The organism is Brachybacterium sillae, from assembly GCF_025028335.1.
GTDB lineage: Bacteria > Actinomycetota > Actinomycetes > Actinomycetales > Dermabacteraceae > Brachybacterium > Brachybacterium sillae.
Genome location: NZ_JAFEUW010000001.1, coordinates 1,061,378 through 1,078,020 on the forward strand (window position 1 = coordinate 1,061,378; position 16,643 = coordinate 1,078,020).

A 16,643-nucleotide genomic window follows, 5' to 3' on the forward strand; every position below is an offset into this window, starting at 1 on the left:
TCCATGACGCAGCGCACTCTCACCCCTGACGACGACATCAAGGTCACCGAGTCCTTCGACGGCGAGACCGTCACGAAGGCACCCGGCTCGCCCTCGAAGCCGTACAAGCCGGTCTCCCGAGGGCGCCTGGTGTGGCGCCGCCTCAAGCGGAAGCCGAACTTCTGGATCGGCACCGTGGTGGTGCTGTCGATCATCCTGTTCGCCCTCTTCGGCGACCTGTTCAACATCTACGAGCAGGGTCAGCAGGATCCGTACAACTTCAACTCACCGCCGAGCGCCCAGCACTACTTCGGTACCGACTCCATCGGTGTGGACCTGTACGCGTCCACCACGGAGGCGCTGCGCAAGTCCCTGATCATCGGCTTCCTCGCCGCCCCGCTGTCCACCCTGATCGCGGCCTTCATGGGGTCCATCGCCGGGTACCTGGGCGGCAAGGTCGAGGCCGTCATCACCTACCTGATCAACCTGCTGCTGGTGCTGCCGATCTTCTACGTGCTGATGATCGTCTCCCCGGTGATGCAGGACTCCGGCTGGATGCTGATCGTGGTGGCGATCGGCCTGTTCAGCTGGATGATCATGGCGCAGATCGTGAAGAACCAGACCAAGTCCCTGCGCAACCGTGAGTACGTCAAGGCGGCGCGGTACATGGGCGTGGGCACCTTCACCATCCTGCGGCGGCACATCATCCCGAACGTGGCCTCACTGCTGATCCTCGATGCCGCCCTGGGCGTGGCCGGCGTGATCCTCGCCGAGACCTCCCTGTCCTACTTCGGCCTGGGTATCCAGGCTCCCGACGTGTCGCTCGGGACCCTGCTGCGCGACGGCACCCCCGCCGCGGTGTCCCGCCCCTGGCTGTTCGTCATCCCGGCGGCGTTCCTGGTCACGCTGCTGACGGGGGTGGCCCTGATGGGTGATGCCCTGCGTGACGCGATCGACCCGACCAGTGAGGTGAACCGTGGCTGAGCCCCTCCTCGAGGTCCGCGACCTGAGCGTGACCTTCCCCAACGCGAGCGGTGACGTGCACGCCGTCCGTGGCGTGAACTACTCGATGCAGCCGGGTGAGTTCCTCGGCATCGTCGGCGAGTCCGGGTCCGGCAAGTCGGTCTCCTCCCTCGCGGTGATGGGCCTGCTGCCCACCTCCGCGAAGATCACCGGCGAGATCCTGTTCCGCGGTCAACCCCTGCTGGGGGCCTCCGACCGCCGCATGTCGTCGCTGCGCGGCGACGAGATCTCCATGATCTTCCAGGACCCGCTGTCGGCCCTGACCCCGGTGTACACCATCGGCGAGCAGATCGAGGAGGCGCTGCGGCTGCACAACCGCGGTATCTCCTCCGACCTGGCGCACAAGCGCGCCGTCGAGCTGCTGAAGCTGGTCGGCATCCCCGCCGCGGAGCGCCGCGTGAAGGCCTTCCCGCACGAGTTCTCCGGCGGTATGCGCCAGCGCGCCATGATCGCCATCGCCATGGCGAACGATCCGGCGCTGATCATCGCCGACGAGCCGACCACCGCTCTGGACGTGACCATCCAGGCCCAGGTGCTGGACGTGCTGCAGACCGCGAAGGAGGTCACCGGGGCGGGCGTCGTGCTCATCACCCACGACCTCGGCGTCGTCGCCGGCAACGTGGATCGCGTGGCCGTCATGTACGCGGGCAAGCTGGTGGAGATCGGCGACGTCGACAGTGTCTTCGAGGCTCCGCGGATGCCGTACACCATGGGTCTGCTGCGGTCCGTGCCGAACCTGCTCACCGCCGGCAAGCAGCGTCTGGTGCCGCTCGAGGGCCGTCCGCCGAGTCTGGCGAATCTGCCGAAGGGCTGCCCGTTCGCGAACCGCTGCCCCGCCGCGATCGACATCTGCCGCGAGGTGGAACCGGAACTGCGCTCCCACGATGCCTCGCCGCGGACGGTGGCCTGCCATCGGGCCGACGAGATCACCGCCGGCACGCTGCGTCCTTCCGACATCTTCCCGCGTCCCGAACACCCGAACCGGGTGCTCGACCCCGATGCCCAGACGGAACCGATCGTGGAGGCTGTGGGCCTCAAGCGGCACTTCCCTCTGTACAAGGGCGCGGTGTTCCGCCGTGTCGAGGGCGTGGTGAAAGCCGTCGACGGCGTCGACTTCGAGGTCATGCCCGGCCAGACCCTCGGTCTGGTGGGTGAGTCCGGCTCCGGCAAGTCCACCACCAGCCTCGAGCTGATGGAGATGGAGAAGCCCCAGGAGGGCACGCTCCGCATCGCCGGCAAGGACCTCGCGACCCTCACCCGCCGCGAGCGCCTGGACCTGCGCAGCGATGTGCAGATCGTCTTCCAGGATCCGATGGCCGCGGTGGATCCGCGCATGCCGGTCAGCGAGATCATCGCCGAGCCGCTGACGGTCCACAAGGTGCCCAAGGCCGAGCAGAACCGCCGGGTGAGCGAGATGCTGGAGCTGGTGGGCCTCGAGCCTGAGATGGCCGACCGGTACCCGCACGAGTTCTCCGGCGGTCAGCGGCAACGCATCGGCATCGCGCGTGCCCTCATCACCGAGCCGAAGGTGCTGGTGCTCGACGAGCCGGTCTCCGCGCTCGACGTGTCCGTCCAGGCGGGTGTGATCAACCTGCTGGAGGACCTGCGCGACCGGCTCGGCCTGTCCTACCTGTTCGTGGCGCATGACCTCGCGATCGTGCGGGAGATCTCCGACACCATCGCGGTGATGTACCTCGGCCGGATCGTCGAGTACGGCCCGGTGAGTGAGGTCTACGAGAACCCGCGCCACCCCTACACGCATGCGCTCATGAGCGCCGTCCCGGTGCCGGACCCGGCCACCGAGCGCTCCCGCCAGCGCATCCTGCTCACCGGTGACCAGCCCTCCCCCACGGAGGACATCACCGGATGCAACTTCGCCGCCCGATGCCCGCTGTACAAGCTCCTCGACGAGTCACAGCAGGCCCGGTGCACCAGCGAGGACCCGGCGCCCACGCGCCACGGGGCCAGCCGCGTGGCCTGCCACCACGTGGACGAGATCCACCGTCTCGCCCGCGAGCCCCACGAGACTCCCGTCGCTGGCACCCGTCAGTGACGACGAGCCCATCCAGGAAGGGAAACCCACACATGTTCAGCACCCGACGCACGTTCCTCGCCGGCACCGGCGCTGCCGGTTCCGCTGCGCTCCTCGCCGCCTGCGGTGGTCAGCAGACCGCCGAGGAGCAGGCCTCGCAGGCCGCGGCCGACAACGAGAAGGCCGCGGAACAGCAGAGCGAGCTGCCCAACACCGCCTGGGAGCGCCTCGAGTACGACCAGGTGCCCGACGGCGGCACCATCACCGTCTCGATCCTGCAGTACCCGGTGAACTGGAACCAGAGCCAGATCGACGGCAACAACGCCGACACCGCCGCGGTCACGAACCCGATGGGGTACGACCAGGCCCTGCGCGGCGACGAGACCGGCAAGGTCACCCCGAACCCCGACTACATCGAATCCGCCGAGCTGATCAGCGAGGACCCGCAGAAGGTCAAGGTCGTCTTCAACATGAAGGCCGTCTGGGGAGACGGCAAGCCGATCGTCGTGGCCGATCTCATCTCCCAGTGGAAGGCCTGCAACGGCACCAACAAGGAGTTCAACGTCGTCTCCACCGAGGGCTGGAGCTCCATCAAGAACATCGTCCAGACCGACGACGAGTACACCTGCGAGATCGAGTACGCCAAGAAGTACGCGGACTGGATCATCTACACCTACCCGACGCTGCCGGCGGCGACCACCGCAACGCCGCAGGCCTTCAACACCGGCCATGCCGAGCAGCCGGTGCCGGCCTCCGGTCCGTTCAAGATCGGCAGCCTCGACAAGAACGGTGGCGTCATCACCCTCGTGCGCAACGAGAAGTGGTGGGGCCGCGCGCCGAAGCTCGAGCAGATCGTCTTCCGCGTGGTGGACCAGACCACCCAGCCTCAGTCCTTCGCCAACGGCGAGATCGACGTGGTCGAGATCGCCACCGGTGACGTACTGAGCCTCGCCAAGGGCCGCCAGGACGCCACCATCCAGCGCACCAACGGCCTGACCTGGACCCACCTGACCATCAACACCCAGGGCGCCGACGGTGCCCTCGGCGATGTGAAGGTGCGTGAGGCCATCGCCCGCGGCATCGACCGGGATGCCATCGGCCGCGCCGTGGTGGGCCCGCTCGAGGCGCCGATCGTGCTGCAGAACAACTTCATCTTCATGCCCGGCCAGGAGGGCTGGGAGGACTCCTTCGGCGGCCTCGAGTACGACCCGGAGGCCGCGAAGAAGATCCTCGACGACGCGGGCTGGGCGCTCAACGGCGATGTCCGCGAGAAGGACGGCAAGCAGCTGGCCTTCTCCGTGATCGTCCCGGCGGACACCAAGTCCAACTCGGACCGCGCCCGCCAGGTGATGACCAACCTCAACGCCATCGGCTTCAAGGTGGACATGCAGGAGGTGCCGAGCGACGCCTACTTCAACGAGTACATCTCCCCGAAGCAGTTCGACGTCGTGACCTTCTCCTGGGTCGGCACCCTGTTCCCGATCCAGTCCGGCCCGAACAAGTTCATGCCGGAGTCGGAGCAGAACTACACCAACCTCAAGGACGAGAAGCTCGTCGAGATCAACGGGCGTCTCCAGCAGGAGTTCGACCAGGCCAAGCGCATCGAGATCGCGAACGAGTTCTCGAAGCAGGTCGCGTCGTCCTTCAACGTGATCCCGTTCTACGCGACCCCGATCATCGTGGGCGTGAAGAAGGGCATCGTGAACTACGGCGCCTCGCAGTTCGAGTCCGTCGACTGGACCGCGGTCGGCATCAAGGCCTGATCGTCTGATCGCCTGAGACCACGACGGCGATCCTCCGCTGAGTCAGCGGAGGATCGCCGTCGTGCTGAGGACGGTCAGCACCGCGAGCGCTGCCACCACTGCGAGGGGCAGTACGTTCCAGGTGCGGTGGGCGACGGCGTCCTCAGGGCCGTCCTCCCAGCGCAGCCAGTCCCGGTCCAAGGGTGATACCGCCGTGCTGCGCGGCCCCTGACCGGGTGCGTTCCACGCACTGATCGACGTCTCACGTCCACCGGCGACCCGCACCCGCAGTCGCACCCATGAGCGCAGCGTCAGCTCACGGATCGACCCATACGGCAGATGCCAGGTGCTCAGCACGTTGCGCACGGTGACGCTGCGGGTGGCGTCGTCGATGATCACCTGGGGCCGCCACAGTCCCCACCAGGCCACCGCGCACAGCAGCAGCACGGGCGCGGTGTAGGGCAGTGCCCGCACCCCGGCGCGGAGCACGGCATCGAGCACCAGGACCGCTGACAGCCCCCACAGGACGAGGCAGGTGCCGGTGGACAAGCGGGGGCGCAGGCGGATCATCCCCCCATCATCGCTCAGGCCAGCAGGGGCAGCACCGCCACAGTGCCGTCCTGCACCGCCTCCTCGTGGAGGATCAGCGCATCCGCCTGCGCGTACGGTCGCAGGCGGTGTCCGGGCACCAGCGCGACCCCACCGGCAGTGAGGCGACCCGGGAGGACGTGCAGCCGCCCCGGGGTCGCGGGGGGCAGGGCCGGACCCGTGACGGGCAGGCGCAGCTCAGCGCCAGGAGCACCGAGCAGCGGCCGCACGAACAGGTGCATCCCGACGAGCGCGCCGACGGGGGTGCCGGGCAGGTGCACCGCGGGGGTGCCGCCCGGCAGTCGGCCGTAGCCCTGGGGGCCGCCGGGTCGCATCGCCAGGTGCGCGAAGCACGATGTGTCCTGCAGGGCGGCCTTCACCACGTCGTGGGCGCCGTGGCCCACTCCCCCGGTGGTGACGACCAGATCGGCGCCGTCGGCGGACCGGGCGAGGACGTCCCGCAGCTCGGCCGGGTCGTCGCCGCTGCGCCACAGACCGGTCACCTCGACCCCCAGGGCGTCGAGCTCGGCGGCGAGCATGGCGCCGTTGGATTCACGGATGGCGCCGGTACCGCGCGCAGGGGCTTCCCCCGTCTGGAGTTCGTCGCCGGTGACCACCACGGCTACCCGGTGGGGTACCCGGATCGGCAGCTGCACGATTCCGAGGGAGAGGGCGAGACCGACCAGGCCGGGGCGCACCCGCGTCCCCGCAGCGGCCAGCAGCCCCCGCTCGGTGACCTCCTCGCCGCGTCGGCGCACGTGGCGGCCGACCGACAGGGCCTCGGTGGCCCCCGAGGACAGGCGCACGTGGGCGGGGGCGGGACCGACGGGGTCGGCGTCCGTGAGTTCCACCGGCACCACGGTGTCGGCGCCTTCGGGGAGCGGCGCTCCGGTCATGATCCGGGCGGCCGCTCCGTCGGGGAGGGTCAGCACCCCGCCGGGACCGGCAGGGATGTCGAGCACCACCGGCAGGGGCTCCGCGACGGCCCGCCGCAGGTCCGCCCAGCGGGCGGCGAATCCGTCCATGGCGGAGATCGGCAGGGCGGGGATCGCCTCGGGGGCGTGGACGTCCTGCGCCAGGCGCAGCCCGCGGGCCGCACGGGGGTCGCGCCACAGGATCGGCGGCGTCGGGAGCGCCAGCTCGTCCAGCAGCTGTCGGCGCCAGGTCCAGGGATGCACGCAGCGATGGTACTCAGCCGACGGCGGCGTCGAGGGCCTCCTCCAGGGGGGTGTAGTGCTCCCGCACAGCCTGCTGGAAGCGCGCGGCGTCGCCGTCCTCGAGGGCGTCGATCATCGCCTCGTGGGCCTCAATGGTGCGGCGCACGCCCCTGGCGGTGCCGATCCCGAGCACCGGCAGGGCGTGGGTGTGGACCTCCCAGAACGCCTGCACCAGCTGCTGCACGAGCCGATTGTCGAGCGGGGCGATGAGCTCACGGTGGAAGGCGGAGTCGGGCGCGGCGATGGATTCTCCGGTGCCCTCCAGCTCCCGCATGCGTTCCACGTGGGCGCGCAAGTGGGGGTTGTCGGTGCCGCGGTAGACCTCAGCGAGGTCGTCGGCCAGTGACAGGTCCAGCCCGCGGCGCACGGTGACGATCTCCCGCAGCGAGCGCAGACCATCCTTGCGATCCAACCGCGCCCGGAACATCAGGCCGTTGACCAGGGGGGCCAGGGACAACTCCCCCACGAAGCTGCCATGACCGTGGCGGACGTCGACGATATCGAGGCTCGCAAGGATCTTCACGGCTTCGCGCACGGAGGAACGGGACATGCCCAAGCGCTCCCCCAGCTCACCCTCGGTGGGAAGGGGGTCTCCCCGGGTAAGGCCCTCCTCCAGGATGAGGTCCTCGATCGCGCGCACCGCGGCATCGGTGCGTCGGGCGGGGCGGGACGACTTCTCCGGCATCCGCGGTCCTCCTGACGACTGGCGGGGCCGGTGGCGCCGACCCGCTCTGCGTGGTGTACAGTACACCCAACATCGGACATCAGACGTCCGATTTTCTGACGGCACGGTGGCCGCGGCGCTGCGGCCACGTCGATCCCCGGAAAGGGACCCGATCATGACCCACAGCATCTCCCGCCGGTTCGTCCTCTCTGCCGGTGCGGCCGGCATCGCCGCCGCCCTCGCCGCCTGCGCCCCGCGCGACGGCGGCACCGCCGGGGGCAACGGCTCCTCCGATGCGGGCGCCGCCGGTCCGGCCGACGCCGACGGCACCATCCGCGCCGCGATCTCCTACGAGCTCGGCACCAACGGCTACGACCCCATGACCACCAGCGCAGCCCTCACCGTGGCCGCGAACTGGCACACCCTGGAGGGTCTGACGGAGCTGCACCCCGCCACCCGCGAGGTGTACCCGGCACTGGCCGCAGAACTGCCCTCCGGCGATTCCACCACCGTCGACGTCGCCCTGCGCGACGGCGCCGTGTTCCACGACGGCACCCCGGTCACCGCCGAGGACGTCGTTTTCTCCTTCGAACGGGTGCTGGACCCGGCGAACGCCTCGCTGTACGCAAGCTTCATCCCCTTCATCTCGACGGTGGCCGCGAAGGACGAGCGCACCGTCACCTTCACCCTGGCCCACCCGGTGGGCGTGCTGGCCGAGCGCCTGTCCACCGTGAAGATCGTACCGAAGGCCGCGGTCGAGAAGGACCCGAAGGCCTTCGACGCGAACCCCATCGGCACCGGCCCGTGGAGGATGACCGACAACGGCGCTTCCAGCCAGGTCATCACCTTCGAGCGTTTCGACGACTACACCGGCCCGCAGCCGGCACAGGCCAAGACCATGGAGTGGCAGATCATCCCGGATGCCGCCACCCGCACCAACGCCCTGCAGTCGAAGTCCGTGCAGGCGATCGACTCGGTGCCGTACCTGTCGATCGAGCAGCTGCAGGCCTCGTCCACGGTGGAGTCGGTGCAGGGATTCGGTCTGCTGTTCGCGATGTTCAACAACGCGCCGGGCAACCCCTTCAACGATGTGCGCAACCGTCAGGCGGTGCTGCGGGCGATCGACATGCAGAAGGTCATCGACACTGCGCTGCGGGGTCAGGCCGCGCCCGCCACCAGCTTCCTGCACGAGGAGCACCCGAACTACAAGAAGGCCAAGACGGTCTACACCTTCGATCAGGCCGCCGCGACGGCCGCCTTCGCCGAGACCGGTCTGACTTCGATGCGGCTGCTGTGCACGGATCACGACTGGGTGCAGCAGGTGACCCCGATCATCCAGGAGTCGCTCACCGCGGCGGGCCTGACGGTCTCTTTCGAGCAGAAGAAGTCGGCCGATGTGTACAACACGATCGACGGCAAGCCGGAGGCCTTCGACGTGGTGATCGCCCCCGGTGACCCGTCGGTGTTCGGCAACGACCCGGATCTCCTGATGCGCTGGTGGTACGCCGCCGACGTCTGGACCGACGGCCGCATGCACTGGAAGGGCCAGGACAGCCACACCCAGTTGCAGGCGCTGTTCGACCAGTCCATCCAGGAGACCGACGAGGCCAAGCGCACCGAGATCTGGGGCCAGATGCTCGATCTGCTCTCCGACACCGTGCCGCTGTACCCGCTGTTCCACCGCAAGACCCCCACCGCCTGGGACCCGACCGCCCTGGTCGACTTCCAGCCCATATCGCTGACCGGCCTCAGTTTCGTGGGTGTCGGCACCTCGGCGAGGTGACGATCCGCCCCGGGAGCATCACGTGTCCACTCTTCTGCGTCTGATCGGGCGGCGCCTGCTGGCGCTGCCGGTGATGATCCTCGGCGTCACCCTGTTGGTGTTCGTCGTGATGTCGTTCTCCCCGGCCGACCCGGCCCGGCTCGCGCTCGGTGAGAGCGCGAGCTCGGCCGCGCTGGAGGCCTACCGGGAGGCCAACGGCCTGAAGGAACCGCTGCACCTGCGCTATCTGTCGTTCCTCGGCGGGATGCTGCAGGGCGACCTGGGGACCTCCAGCGGCAACGTGCCCGTCACGGAGCGCGTGGCTGCCGCCTTCCCCATCACCCTGCAGCTCACCTTCCTGGGTCTGATCATCGCGGTGGTCATCGCCGCGGTGGCCGGTGTGCTGGCTGCCCTGTTCCGGGACCGATGGCTCGACCAGATCATCCGCGTGCTGTCGATCGCGGCGCTGGCCACCCCCTCGTTCTGGCTGGCGATCCTCATGATCCAGTGGCTGGGCGAGGTGCCGGGCGGCTGGGGTCTGTTCCCGGCGCTCGTCACCCGCTGGGTGCCGTTCACGGAGGATCCCGCCACCTGGGCGCGGAACGTGGCGCTGCCGGCGCTGGCGCTGGCGATCCCGGTCGCCGGGTCCCTCACCCGCGTGGTGCGCACCGCCATGGTCGAGGAGCTCGACCGTGACTATGTGCGCACCGCCATGGGCGCGGGCGTGCCGTACGCGGAGGTGGTCTCCCGCAACGTGCTGCGCAACGCCCTGATCACGCCGATCACGGTGCTCGGTCTGCGCATCGGTTACCTGATGGGCGGCGCCGTGATCATCGAGATCATCTTCAACATCCAGGCGATGGGGAAGCTCATCCTCGATGGCGTCCAGCGCAACGACGTGTTCCTGGTGCAGGGCGTGACCCTCACCGTGGCCATCGCCTTCATCGTCGTCAACATCCTCGTGGACCTCCTGTACGTCCTCGTGAACCCGCGGATCAGGAGCATCTGACATGCGCCCCCGACTCGACTCACGCCTGTCCGGCACCGTCGGCGCCCCGCTGCGCGCCCTCGCGGACCTGCGCTGGCCTTCCCGCATCGCCCTGGCCTTCCTGGGGCTGCTGGTGATGGCGGCGCTGCTGGCCCCCTGGATCTCCCCCCACGACCCGCTCGCCACCGGTACCCCGGTGCAGGCGCCGAGCGCGACCCACCCGTGGGGCACCGACGCCATCGGCCGCGACATCCTCTCCCGTGCTCTGCACGGCGCCCGGTCCTCCCTGGTGATCGGCCTGGCCGCCACCGCCACCGCCTTGCTGGTGGCGGCGGTGCTCGGCTCCATCGCCGCGACCGCCGCCCGGATCCCCTCGGAGATCCTCATGCGGGCGCTGGACATCATCATGAGCTTCCCGGGCATCGCCCTGGCGGCCGTGTTCGTCGCGGTGTTCGGCACCAGCCTCCCGGTGATCGTGTTCGCCATCGCCTTCCTGTACGTGCCGCAGCTCAGCCGCGTGGTCCGCGCGAACGTGCTGGCGCAGTTCGGGGAGGACTATGTGGCGGCCTCGAAGGTGATGGGTGCCTCCACCGCGTGGATCCTCGCCAAGCATGTGGCTCGTAACTGCCTGGCCCCCGTGATGGTGTTCGCCACGGTGCTGGTGGCCGACGCGATCGTCTTCGAGGCCTCGCTGTCCTTCCTCAACGCCGGTGTGCAGCCGCCCGCCCCGTCGTGGGGCAACATGCTCTCCGAGGGCAAACAGCTGCTGCTGGGCGGGTTCTGGTGGCCGACCTTCTTCCCCGGCCTGATGATCCTGCTGACGGTGCTGGCGCTGAACGTGCTGTCGGAGGGGTTGACCGACACCTTCGCCTCCCCGCGGATCCGCCACCATGTCGACGTCGAGGCCGATGAGCAGCGCGAGCCGACCTCGGCCGCGACGCTGGGCGCCACCGATCCGGCGGAGGCCGGCCGGGTGCTGGGTGACTCCCTGGCGCAGCTGCGCGCCGCCGAGAGCGCCCGCCCCGCCCGCGAGGCAGGCCCCACCGAGGGCGAACCGCTGTTGCGGGTGGAGAACCTGCGGGTGGCGTTCCCGGAGGCCCACGGCGACGTGGACATCCTCGACGGCGTCTCCTTCGACGTCCGCCCCGGAGAGGTGATGGGCCTGGTCGGCGAATCCGGGTCCGGCAAGTCCGTCACCAGCCTGGCGATCATGGGTCTGCTGCCCCGCACCGCGCGGATCAGCGGCCGGATCCTGCTGGACGGGGAGGATCTGCTGTCCATGTCGCCGCGGGAGCTCAATGCCCGCCGCGGTCACGAGATCGCGATGGTCTACCAGGACGCCCTCAGTTCCCTGAACCCCTCGATGCTGATCCGCACCCAGATGGCGCAGCTGAGCCGCCGCGGGGGCACCCGTTCGGCGGAGGAGCTGCTGGAGCTGGTGGGTCTGGATCCGAAGCGGACCCTCGCCTCGTACCCGCACGAGCTTTCCGGCGGACAGCGCCAGCGCGTGCTGATCGCCATGGCCCTCACCCGCGACCCGAAGCTGGTGATCGCCGACGAGCCCACCACCGCCCTCGATGTGACGGTGCAGAAGCAGGTGGTGGAGCTGCTGAACCGGCTGCGCCACGAGCTCGGTTTCGCCATGGTGTTCGTCAGCCATGATCTGGCGCTGGTGGCGCAGCTCGCCCACCGCATCACCGTGATGTACGCCGGTCAGGTGGTGGAGCAGGCCCCCACCCGCACCCTGCTGACCGACCCGCGCCACGAGTACACCCGTGGTCTGCTCGGTTCGGTCCTGTCGATCGAGGCGCAGGCCGAGCGTCTGCACCAGGTGCCCGGCACGGTGCCCTCGCCACGGGAGTTCGCCCCGGGTGACCGGTTCGCACCGCGGTCTCTGCGCCCCGACGCCGACCCGCAGGCGCCTCTCCACCTGCTGCCCGTCGACGGCGATGACCACCATCGGGTGGCCACCACCGGCGACGTCCCCCAGGCCCTCGTCCTCCCCGGAGGTGCGCGATGAGTGATCAGACCCCCGTCTTCTCCCTGCGGGACGTGCACGTGGTGCACCGTCTGCGCACCGGCGGGCTGTTCCGCCCCGACACCGTGCGGGCCGTCGATGGCGTGTCCGTCGATGTGCACCGCGGCCGAGTGCTCGGCATCGTCGGCGAATCCGGTTCCGGCAAGTCCACCCTGGCGCGCGTGATGATCGGCTTGCAGCCGGTCACCTCCGGCACGGTGCTGTTCCACGGGCGTCCGCTGTCCCACGGTCGCGCCGCCCGGCGGGAGCTCGGCCGGGCGGTGTCGGTGGTGTTCCAGGACCCGGCCACCGCCCTCAATCCGCGGATGCTGGTGCGCGACACCCTCATCGACCCCCTGCGGGTGCACGGCATCGGCACCGAGACCCAGCGTCTCGCCCGGGTGAAGGAGCTCTTGCACCTGGTGGGGCTGCCGCAGTCCGCTCTCGATGTGCTGCCCCGGCAGATCTCCGGCGGTCAGCGGCAGCGCGTGGCGATCGCCCGCGCCCTCGCCCTGGAACCGGAGATCATCGTCGCCGACGAACCCACCAGCGCCCTCGACGTGTCCGTCCGGGCGCAGGTGCTGAACCTCCTCACCGACCTGAAAGCCCAGCTGGGCCTGGGCCTGGTGTTCATCTCCCACGACATCTCGACCGTCCGCTTCATCTCCGACGAGATGATCGTGATGAACCGCGGCCGGATCGTCGAACAGGGTCCCGCGCAGCAGCTCTTCACCGACGCGCAGGACGACTACACCCGCACCCTCCTCGCAGCGGCCCCGACGCTGCTGTGAGCTCGACTCACCGGAAGAACCCTCATGACCAGCATCGCTGCCCCTCTCCGCGCCGGCGCCCTGAGCGGTGTCGTGCCGCCCCTGCTCACCCCGCTCGACGCCGACGGTGAGCTCGACGTCCCCTCGCTGGAGCGCCTCATCGACCATCTGATCCGTGGTGGGGTCGACGGGTTGTTCGTGCTCGGCTCCAGCGGCGAGGTCGCGTTCTCCGACGATGCGCAGCGACGCCGGATCCTCGATGCGGTCACCGGCATCGTCGGCGGGCAGGTGCCGCTCATCGTCGGCGCCATCGACATGGAGACGCGGCGGGTGCAGCAGCACATGCGGGACCTCGCGCGCTATGACCTCGCGGGTGTGGTGGCCACCGCCCCGTTCTATGCGATCACCGGTCCGGCGGAGATCGACGCGCATTTCCGGGCGGCGGCGGCCACCGCCCCGGCCCCGCTGTGGGCCTACGACATCCCGGTGTGCGTGCACGTGAAACTGGCGCCGGAGCATCTGGTGCGGCTCGCCGCCGACGGTGTCATCGTCGGGGTGAAGGACTCCAGCGGCGATGACGTCTCCTTCCGCCGCCTCACCGCGATGAACCGCGAGGCTGGAACCGGTCTGGCGCTGCTGACCGGGCACGAGATCGTCGTCGACGGGGCGTACCTGGCCGGGGCGCACGGCTGCGTACCGGGCCTCGGCAACGTGGATCCCGCCGGGTACGCGCGGATGCATGCCGCCGCGCAGCGCGGTGACTGGGAGAGCATGCGCCGCGAACAGGACCGCCTGGCCGCGCTGTTCGAGATCGTGTTCCAGGCCCCCGGCCGGGTCGGCCCCACCGCCGGGGTGGGCGCCTTCAAGACGGCCCTGCGGGAGATGGGGATCTTCTCGACGAACACCATGTCCGCCCCGATGGCCAGCCTCGACGACGACGAGACCGCTCGCATCCGCACGGTGCTGGAGCGCGCTGGTCTGCTGGGAGCGCACGTTGCCTGACGTGCTGCTCGCCGTCGACATCGGCGGTACCAAGACCACCGCCGCGGCCGTCGCCCTGGACGTGGCCCGCGGGGAGGCGACGGTGCTCGCCGATCGCACCGCCCCGACGCCCGCCTCGGCGGATCCGGAGGCGGTGCTGGCGACGGCCGCGCAGCTGTTGCGCGACGTGCGGGAGGGGCATCCGGAGCCGCGGGCCCTCGGCATCGCGACCGCCGGGGTGGTGGATCCGGACACCGGTGCCATCACCCACGCCACCGATTCCCTGCCCGGATGGGCGGGCACTCCGGTGCGGGACGGCCTGGCCGAGGCTCTCGGCCTTCCCGCCGCGGCGCTGAACGACGTCCACGCCCACGGGCTCGGGGAGGCGCGCTTCGGCGCGGCTGCCGGAGCCACGAGCGCCCTGTTGGTGGCTGTCGGCACCGGCATCGGTGGGGCGGTGCTGCTCGACGGCTCCGTGGTGCCGGGACACCACGGGGTGGCCGGGCATGTGGGACACCTTCCCGTGCCGGAGGCCGAGGGCGTGCCCTGTTCCTGTGGCCGCACCGGTCACCTGGAGGGCTTCGCCTCGGGCCCGGGGATCCTGCGCCAGGTGGGAGCCGGGGACGGTCGGGCCCTCGCCGCGGCCGCCGCCTCCGGGGACGCCGACGCCGCCGCCGCCTACCAGCGCGCGGGTGTCGCCACCGGCCGTGTGCTCGGCGGGCTCGCGAACGCCCTCGACCCCGAAGTCATCGTCCTGACCGGCGGTGTCGCCGAAGCCGTCGGCCCCTGGTGGGAGGCCGTGCGGGAGGGTTTCCGTCACGACGCCCTGGACGCCGTGCGAGGCACCCCGCTGTTCCGTGCCCGGGCCGGGGTGCGGGCCGCTTTGCTGGGGGCCGCCGTCCATGCTCACGACCATGCCCCCGAGAGGAGCTCCTGATGACCCTGCATCCCGTCCTCGCCCCTCTGGAGGGCACTCTGATCGTCTCCTGCCAGGCGTACCCGGGCGAGCCGATGCGCGACCCCCGCACCATGGCGCAGATCGCCGCCGCGGTGGTCGAGGGCGGTGCCAGCGCCGTGCGCGCCCAGGGCCTGGACGACATCCGCGCTGTGAAGGCCGCCGTCGACGTGCCGGTGATCGGCATCTGGAAGGACGGCACCGACGGCGTGTTCATCACCCCCACCCTGGAGCACTGCCTGGCCGTGATCGACGCGGGCGCCGACATTCTTGCCCTCGACGGCACCCGCCGACCCCGCCCCGACGGCCGCACCTTCGCCCAGACCCTCGCCGCGGTGCGCGACCGCTTCGACGGCCCGATCATGGCCGACTGCGACGACATCCCCTCCGCTCTGGAGGCGGCCGCCGCTGGCGCCGACATCATCGGCACCACCCTCGCCGGTTACACCCCGGCCCGCCCCCGCACCGAGGGCCCTGATCTCGAGCTCCTGCGGGAGCTCGCAGACCGGCTTCCTGCCGGGCCGATGCTCGTGGCCGAAGGCCGCGTGCACACCCCCGCCCAGGCCTCAGCGGCCCTCGCCGCCGGTGCCCGGGCGGTCGTCGTCGGCACCGCCATCACGCATCCGACGACCCTCACCCGCTGGTTCCGTAGCGCGGTCGAGGAGCAGTGATACCCACTCCCCCACCGTCCCGAAGGAGAGACGACGATGTCCCGTTCCGCCCTGAACCGCCGCGCCCTGCTGGGCACCCTCACCGGCATCGGTGCCGCCGCCTGTGCGGCCCCGGCCCTCGCCCTGCCGGACCCGAAAAACCCACGCGCCACCACCCACGGCGTGTACGAGGAGCAGATCCTCGCGAAGGCCGGGGATTACGGCGTCGCGAACTTCCGCATCCCCGCCCTGGCGGTCGCCCCGAATGGTGACCTGCTCGCGGCCTATGACAAGCGCCCCGTCTGGGGTGACGCCCCGAGCCCGAACTCCATCTGGCAGCGCCGCTCCCGCGACGGCGGTCGCACCTGGGAGCCGCCGACCGTGGTGCACGCGGGGCTCGAAACCGGGGACCGCACCACCCAGACCGGCTACAGCGATCCCTCGTACGTGGTGGATCGGGAGGCCGGCCGAGTGTTGTGCTTCCACGTGTTCTCCAAGAACCAGGGCTTCTGGGGCTCGGTGTACGGCAACGACGACGCCGACCGGAACGTGCTGTCCTGCGCCGTGAGCATCAGCGACGACTCCGGCCACACCTGGACCCACCGTTCGGTCACGACGGTGGCCAAACCCGCTGAGGTCCGCAGCACCTTCGCCACCTCCGGTGCCGGCATCCAGCTGCGCTACGGCCCGCACCGTGGCCGTCTGGTGCAGCAGTACGCCGGGTTCGTGCGGGAGGCCGACGGGTCCGAGGTCGTGCGCGCCTGGTCCCTGTACTCCGACGACCACGGCGAGACCTGGCAGCGGGGCGCCTTCGTGGGCCGCGGTATGGATGAGAACAAGGTCGTGGAGCTGTCCGACGGCACGCTGATGCTGAACTCCCGCCAGAACCCGCGTCGGGGTGACCGGTGGGTGGCGTACAGCCACGACGGCGGGGAGACCTGGACCGAGCCGGTACGGGAGCCGCAGCTGGTGGACCCGTCCTGCAACGCCCACATCACCCGCGCCTTCCCGGACGCCCCGGAGGGCTCGGCGAAGGCGAAGGTGCTGCTGTTCTCGAACGCGAACCACCCGACCCAGCGCCGCAACGGCACCCTCTGGTACTCGGAGGACGACGGTCGCACCTGGATCCGCACGCGCGTGTTCCAGCCGGGCGCCTGCTCGTACTCGGTGGTGACGGCCCTGGGCAACGGCGAGTATGGCCTGTTCTATGAGGCCGCCGGTGACACGCTCACCTTCGCGCGCTTCACCCTGGACTGGGTGCTCGGGCGGTGACAC

The 16,643-nt window shown here is 70.3% G+C and carries 14 protein-coding genes; 11 read left to right on the plus strand and 3 right to left on the minus strand.

The features are described 5' to 3' along the window. The first annotated feature begins 3 nt into the window (after positions 1-3). The 3 genes from JSY14_RS04935 to JSY14_RS04945 are packed head-to-tail and all read left to right on the plus strand — an operon-like array spanning position 4 to position 4,797. Complete coding sequence (locus JSY14_RS04935; protein WP_259557653.1) at positions 4-963, plus strand: ABC transporter permease; 960 nt, start codon at positions 4-6, stop codon at positions 961-963. Continuing rightward, positions 956-3,055, plus strand: a complete 2,100-nt coding sequence (locus JSY14_RS04940) for an ABC transporter ATP-binding protein (RefSeq protein WP_259557654.1) — start codon at positions 956-958, stop codon at positions 3,053-3,055. The genes JSY14_RS04935 and JSY14_RS04940 overlap by 8 nt, the downstream gene beginning before the upstream one ends. A gap of 32 nt (positions 3,056-3,087) precedes the next feature. After that, entirely contained in the window at positions 3,088-4,797 is a 1,710-nt protein-coding gene (locus JSY14_RS04945) for an ABC transporter family substrate-binding protein (RefSeq protein ID WP_259557655.1), read from the plus strand. A gap of 42 nt (positions 4,798-4,839) precedes the next feature. On the opposite strand, the gene JSY14_RS04950 is transcribed toward JSY14_RS04945, so the two are convergent. Genes JSY14_RS04950 through JSY14_RS04960 form a run of 3 tightly spaced genes read right to left on the minus strand, consistent with a single transcriptional unit; the run spans position 4,840 to position 7,266 of the window. After that, positions 4,840-5,346 carry a PH domain-containing protein gene (locus tag JSY14_RS04950; RefSeq protein WP_259557656.1) on the minus strand — a complete coding sequence of 169 codons (507 nt, stop codon included), beginning with the start codon at positions 5,344-5,346 and terminating at the stop codon, positions 4,840-4,842. Positions 5,347-5,360: 14 nt separating this feature from the next. Further along, positions 5,361-6,542 (minus strand): molybdopterin molybdotransferase MoeA, encoded by a 1,182-nt coding sequence (locus JSY14_RS04955; RefSeq protein WP_259557657.1) that lies wholly within the window; start codon positions 6,540-6,542, stop codon positions 5,361-5,363. 13 nt (positions 6,543-6,555) lie between these two features. Further along, on the minus strand, positions 6,556-7,266 hold the full coding sequence (locus JSY14_RS04960; RefSeq protein ID WP_259557658.1) for a FadR/GntR family transcriptional regulator: 711 nt from the start codon (positions 7,264-7,266) through the stop codon (positions 6,556-6,558). Between the two features lie 154 nt (positions 7,267-7,420). Between JSY14_RS04960 and JSY14_RS04965 the strand changes: the two genes are divergently transcribed. Genes JSY14_RS04965 through JSY14_RS05000 form a run of 8 tightly spaced genes read left to right on the plus strand, consistent with a single transcriptional unit; the run spans position 7,421 to position 16,640 of the window. Further along, complete coding sequence (locus JSY14_RS04965; RefSeq protein ID WP_259557660.1) at positions 7,421-9,028, plus strand: ABC transporter substrate-binding protein; 1,608 nt, start codon at positions 7,421-7,423, stop codon at positions 9,026-9,028. Between the two features lie 22 nt (positions 9,029-9,050). Continuing rightward, entirely contained in the window at positions 9,051-10,016 is a 966-nt protein-coding gene (locus tag JSY14_RS04970) for an ABC transporter permease (protein ID WP_259557661.1), read from the plus strand. A gap of 1 nt (position 10,017) precedes the next feature. Beyond that, positions 10,018-12,015, plus strand: coding sequence for a dipeptide/oligopeptide/nickel ABC transporter permease/ATP-binding protein (locus JSY14_RS04975; RefSeq protein ID WP_259557662.1), 1,998 nt, complete (start codon positions 10,018-10,020; stop codon positions 12,013-12,015). Then, positions 12,012-12,803, plus strand: a complete 792-nt coding sequence (locus JSY14_RS04980; protein WP_259557663.1) for an ABC transporter ATP-binding protein — start codon at positions 12,012-12,014, stop codon at positions 12,801-12,803. The genes JSY14_RS04975 and JSY14_RS04980 overlap by 4 nt, the downstream gene beginning before the upstream one ends. Before the next feature lie 24 nt (positions 12,804-12,827). Next, positions 12,828-13,784, plus strand: a complete 957-nt coding sequence (locus JSY14_RS04985; protein ID WP_259557664.1) for a dihydrodipicolinate synthase family protein — start codon at positions 12,828-12,830, stop codon at positions 13,782-13,784. A 1-nt stretch (position 13,785) separates the two neighbouring features. Further along, positions 13,786-14,700, plus strand: a complete 915-nt coding sequence (locus JSY14_RS04990; protein WP_259559553.1) for an ROK family protein — start codon at positions 13,786-13,788, stop codon at positions 14,698-14,700. Continuing rightward, complete coding sequence (locus tag JSY14_RS04995; RefSeq protein ID WP_259557665.1) at positions 14,700-15,389, plus strand: N-acetylmannosamine-6-phosphate 2-epimerase; 690 nt, start codon at positions 14,700-14,702, stop codon at positions 15,387-15,389. The genes JSY14_RS04990 and JSY14_RS04995 overlap by 1 nt, the downstream gene beginning before the upstream one ends. A 36-nt stretch (positions 15,390-15,425) precedes the next feature. Next, positions 15,426-16,640 (plus strand): sialidase family protein, encoded by a 1,215-nt coding sequence (locus JSY14_RS05000; RefSeq protein ID WP_259557666.1) that lies wholly within the window; start codon positions 15,426-15,428, stop codon positions 16,638-16,640. The last annotated feature ends 3 nt before the right edge of the window (positions 16,641-16,643 follow it).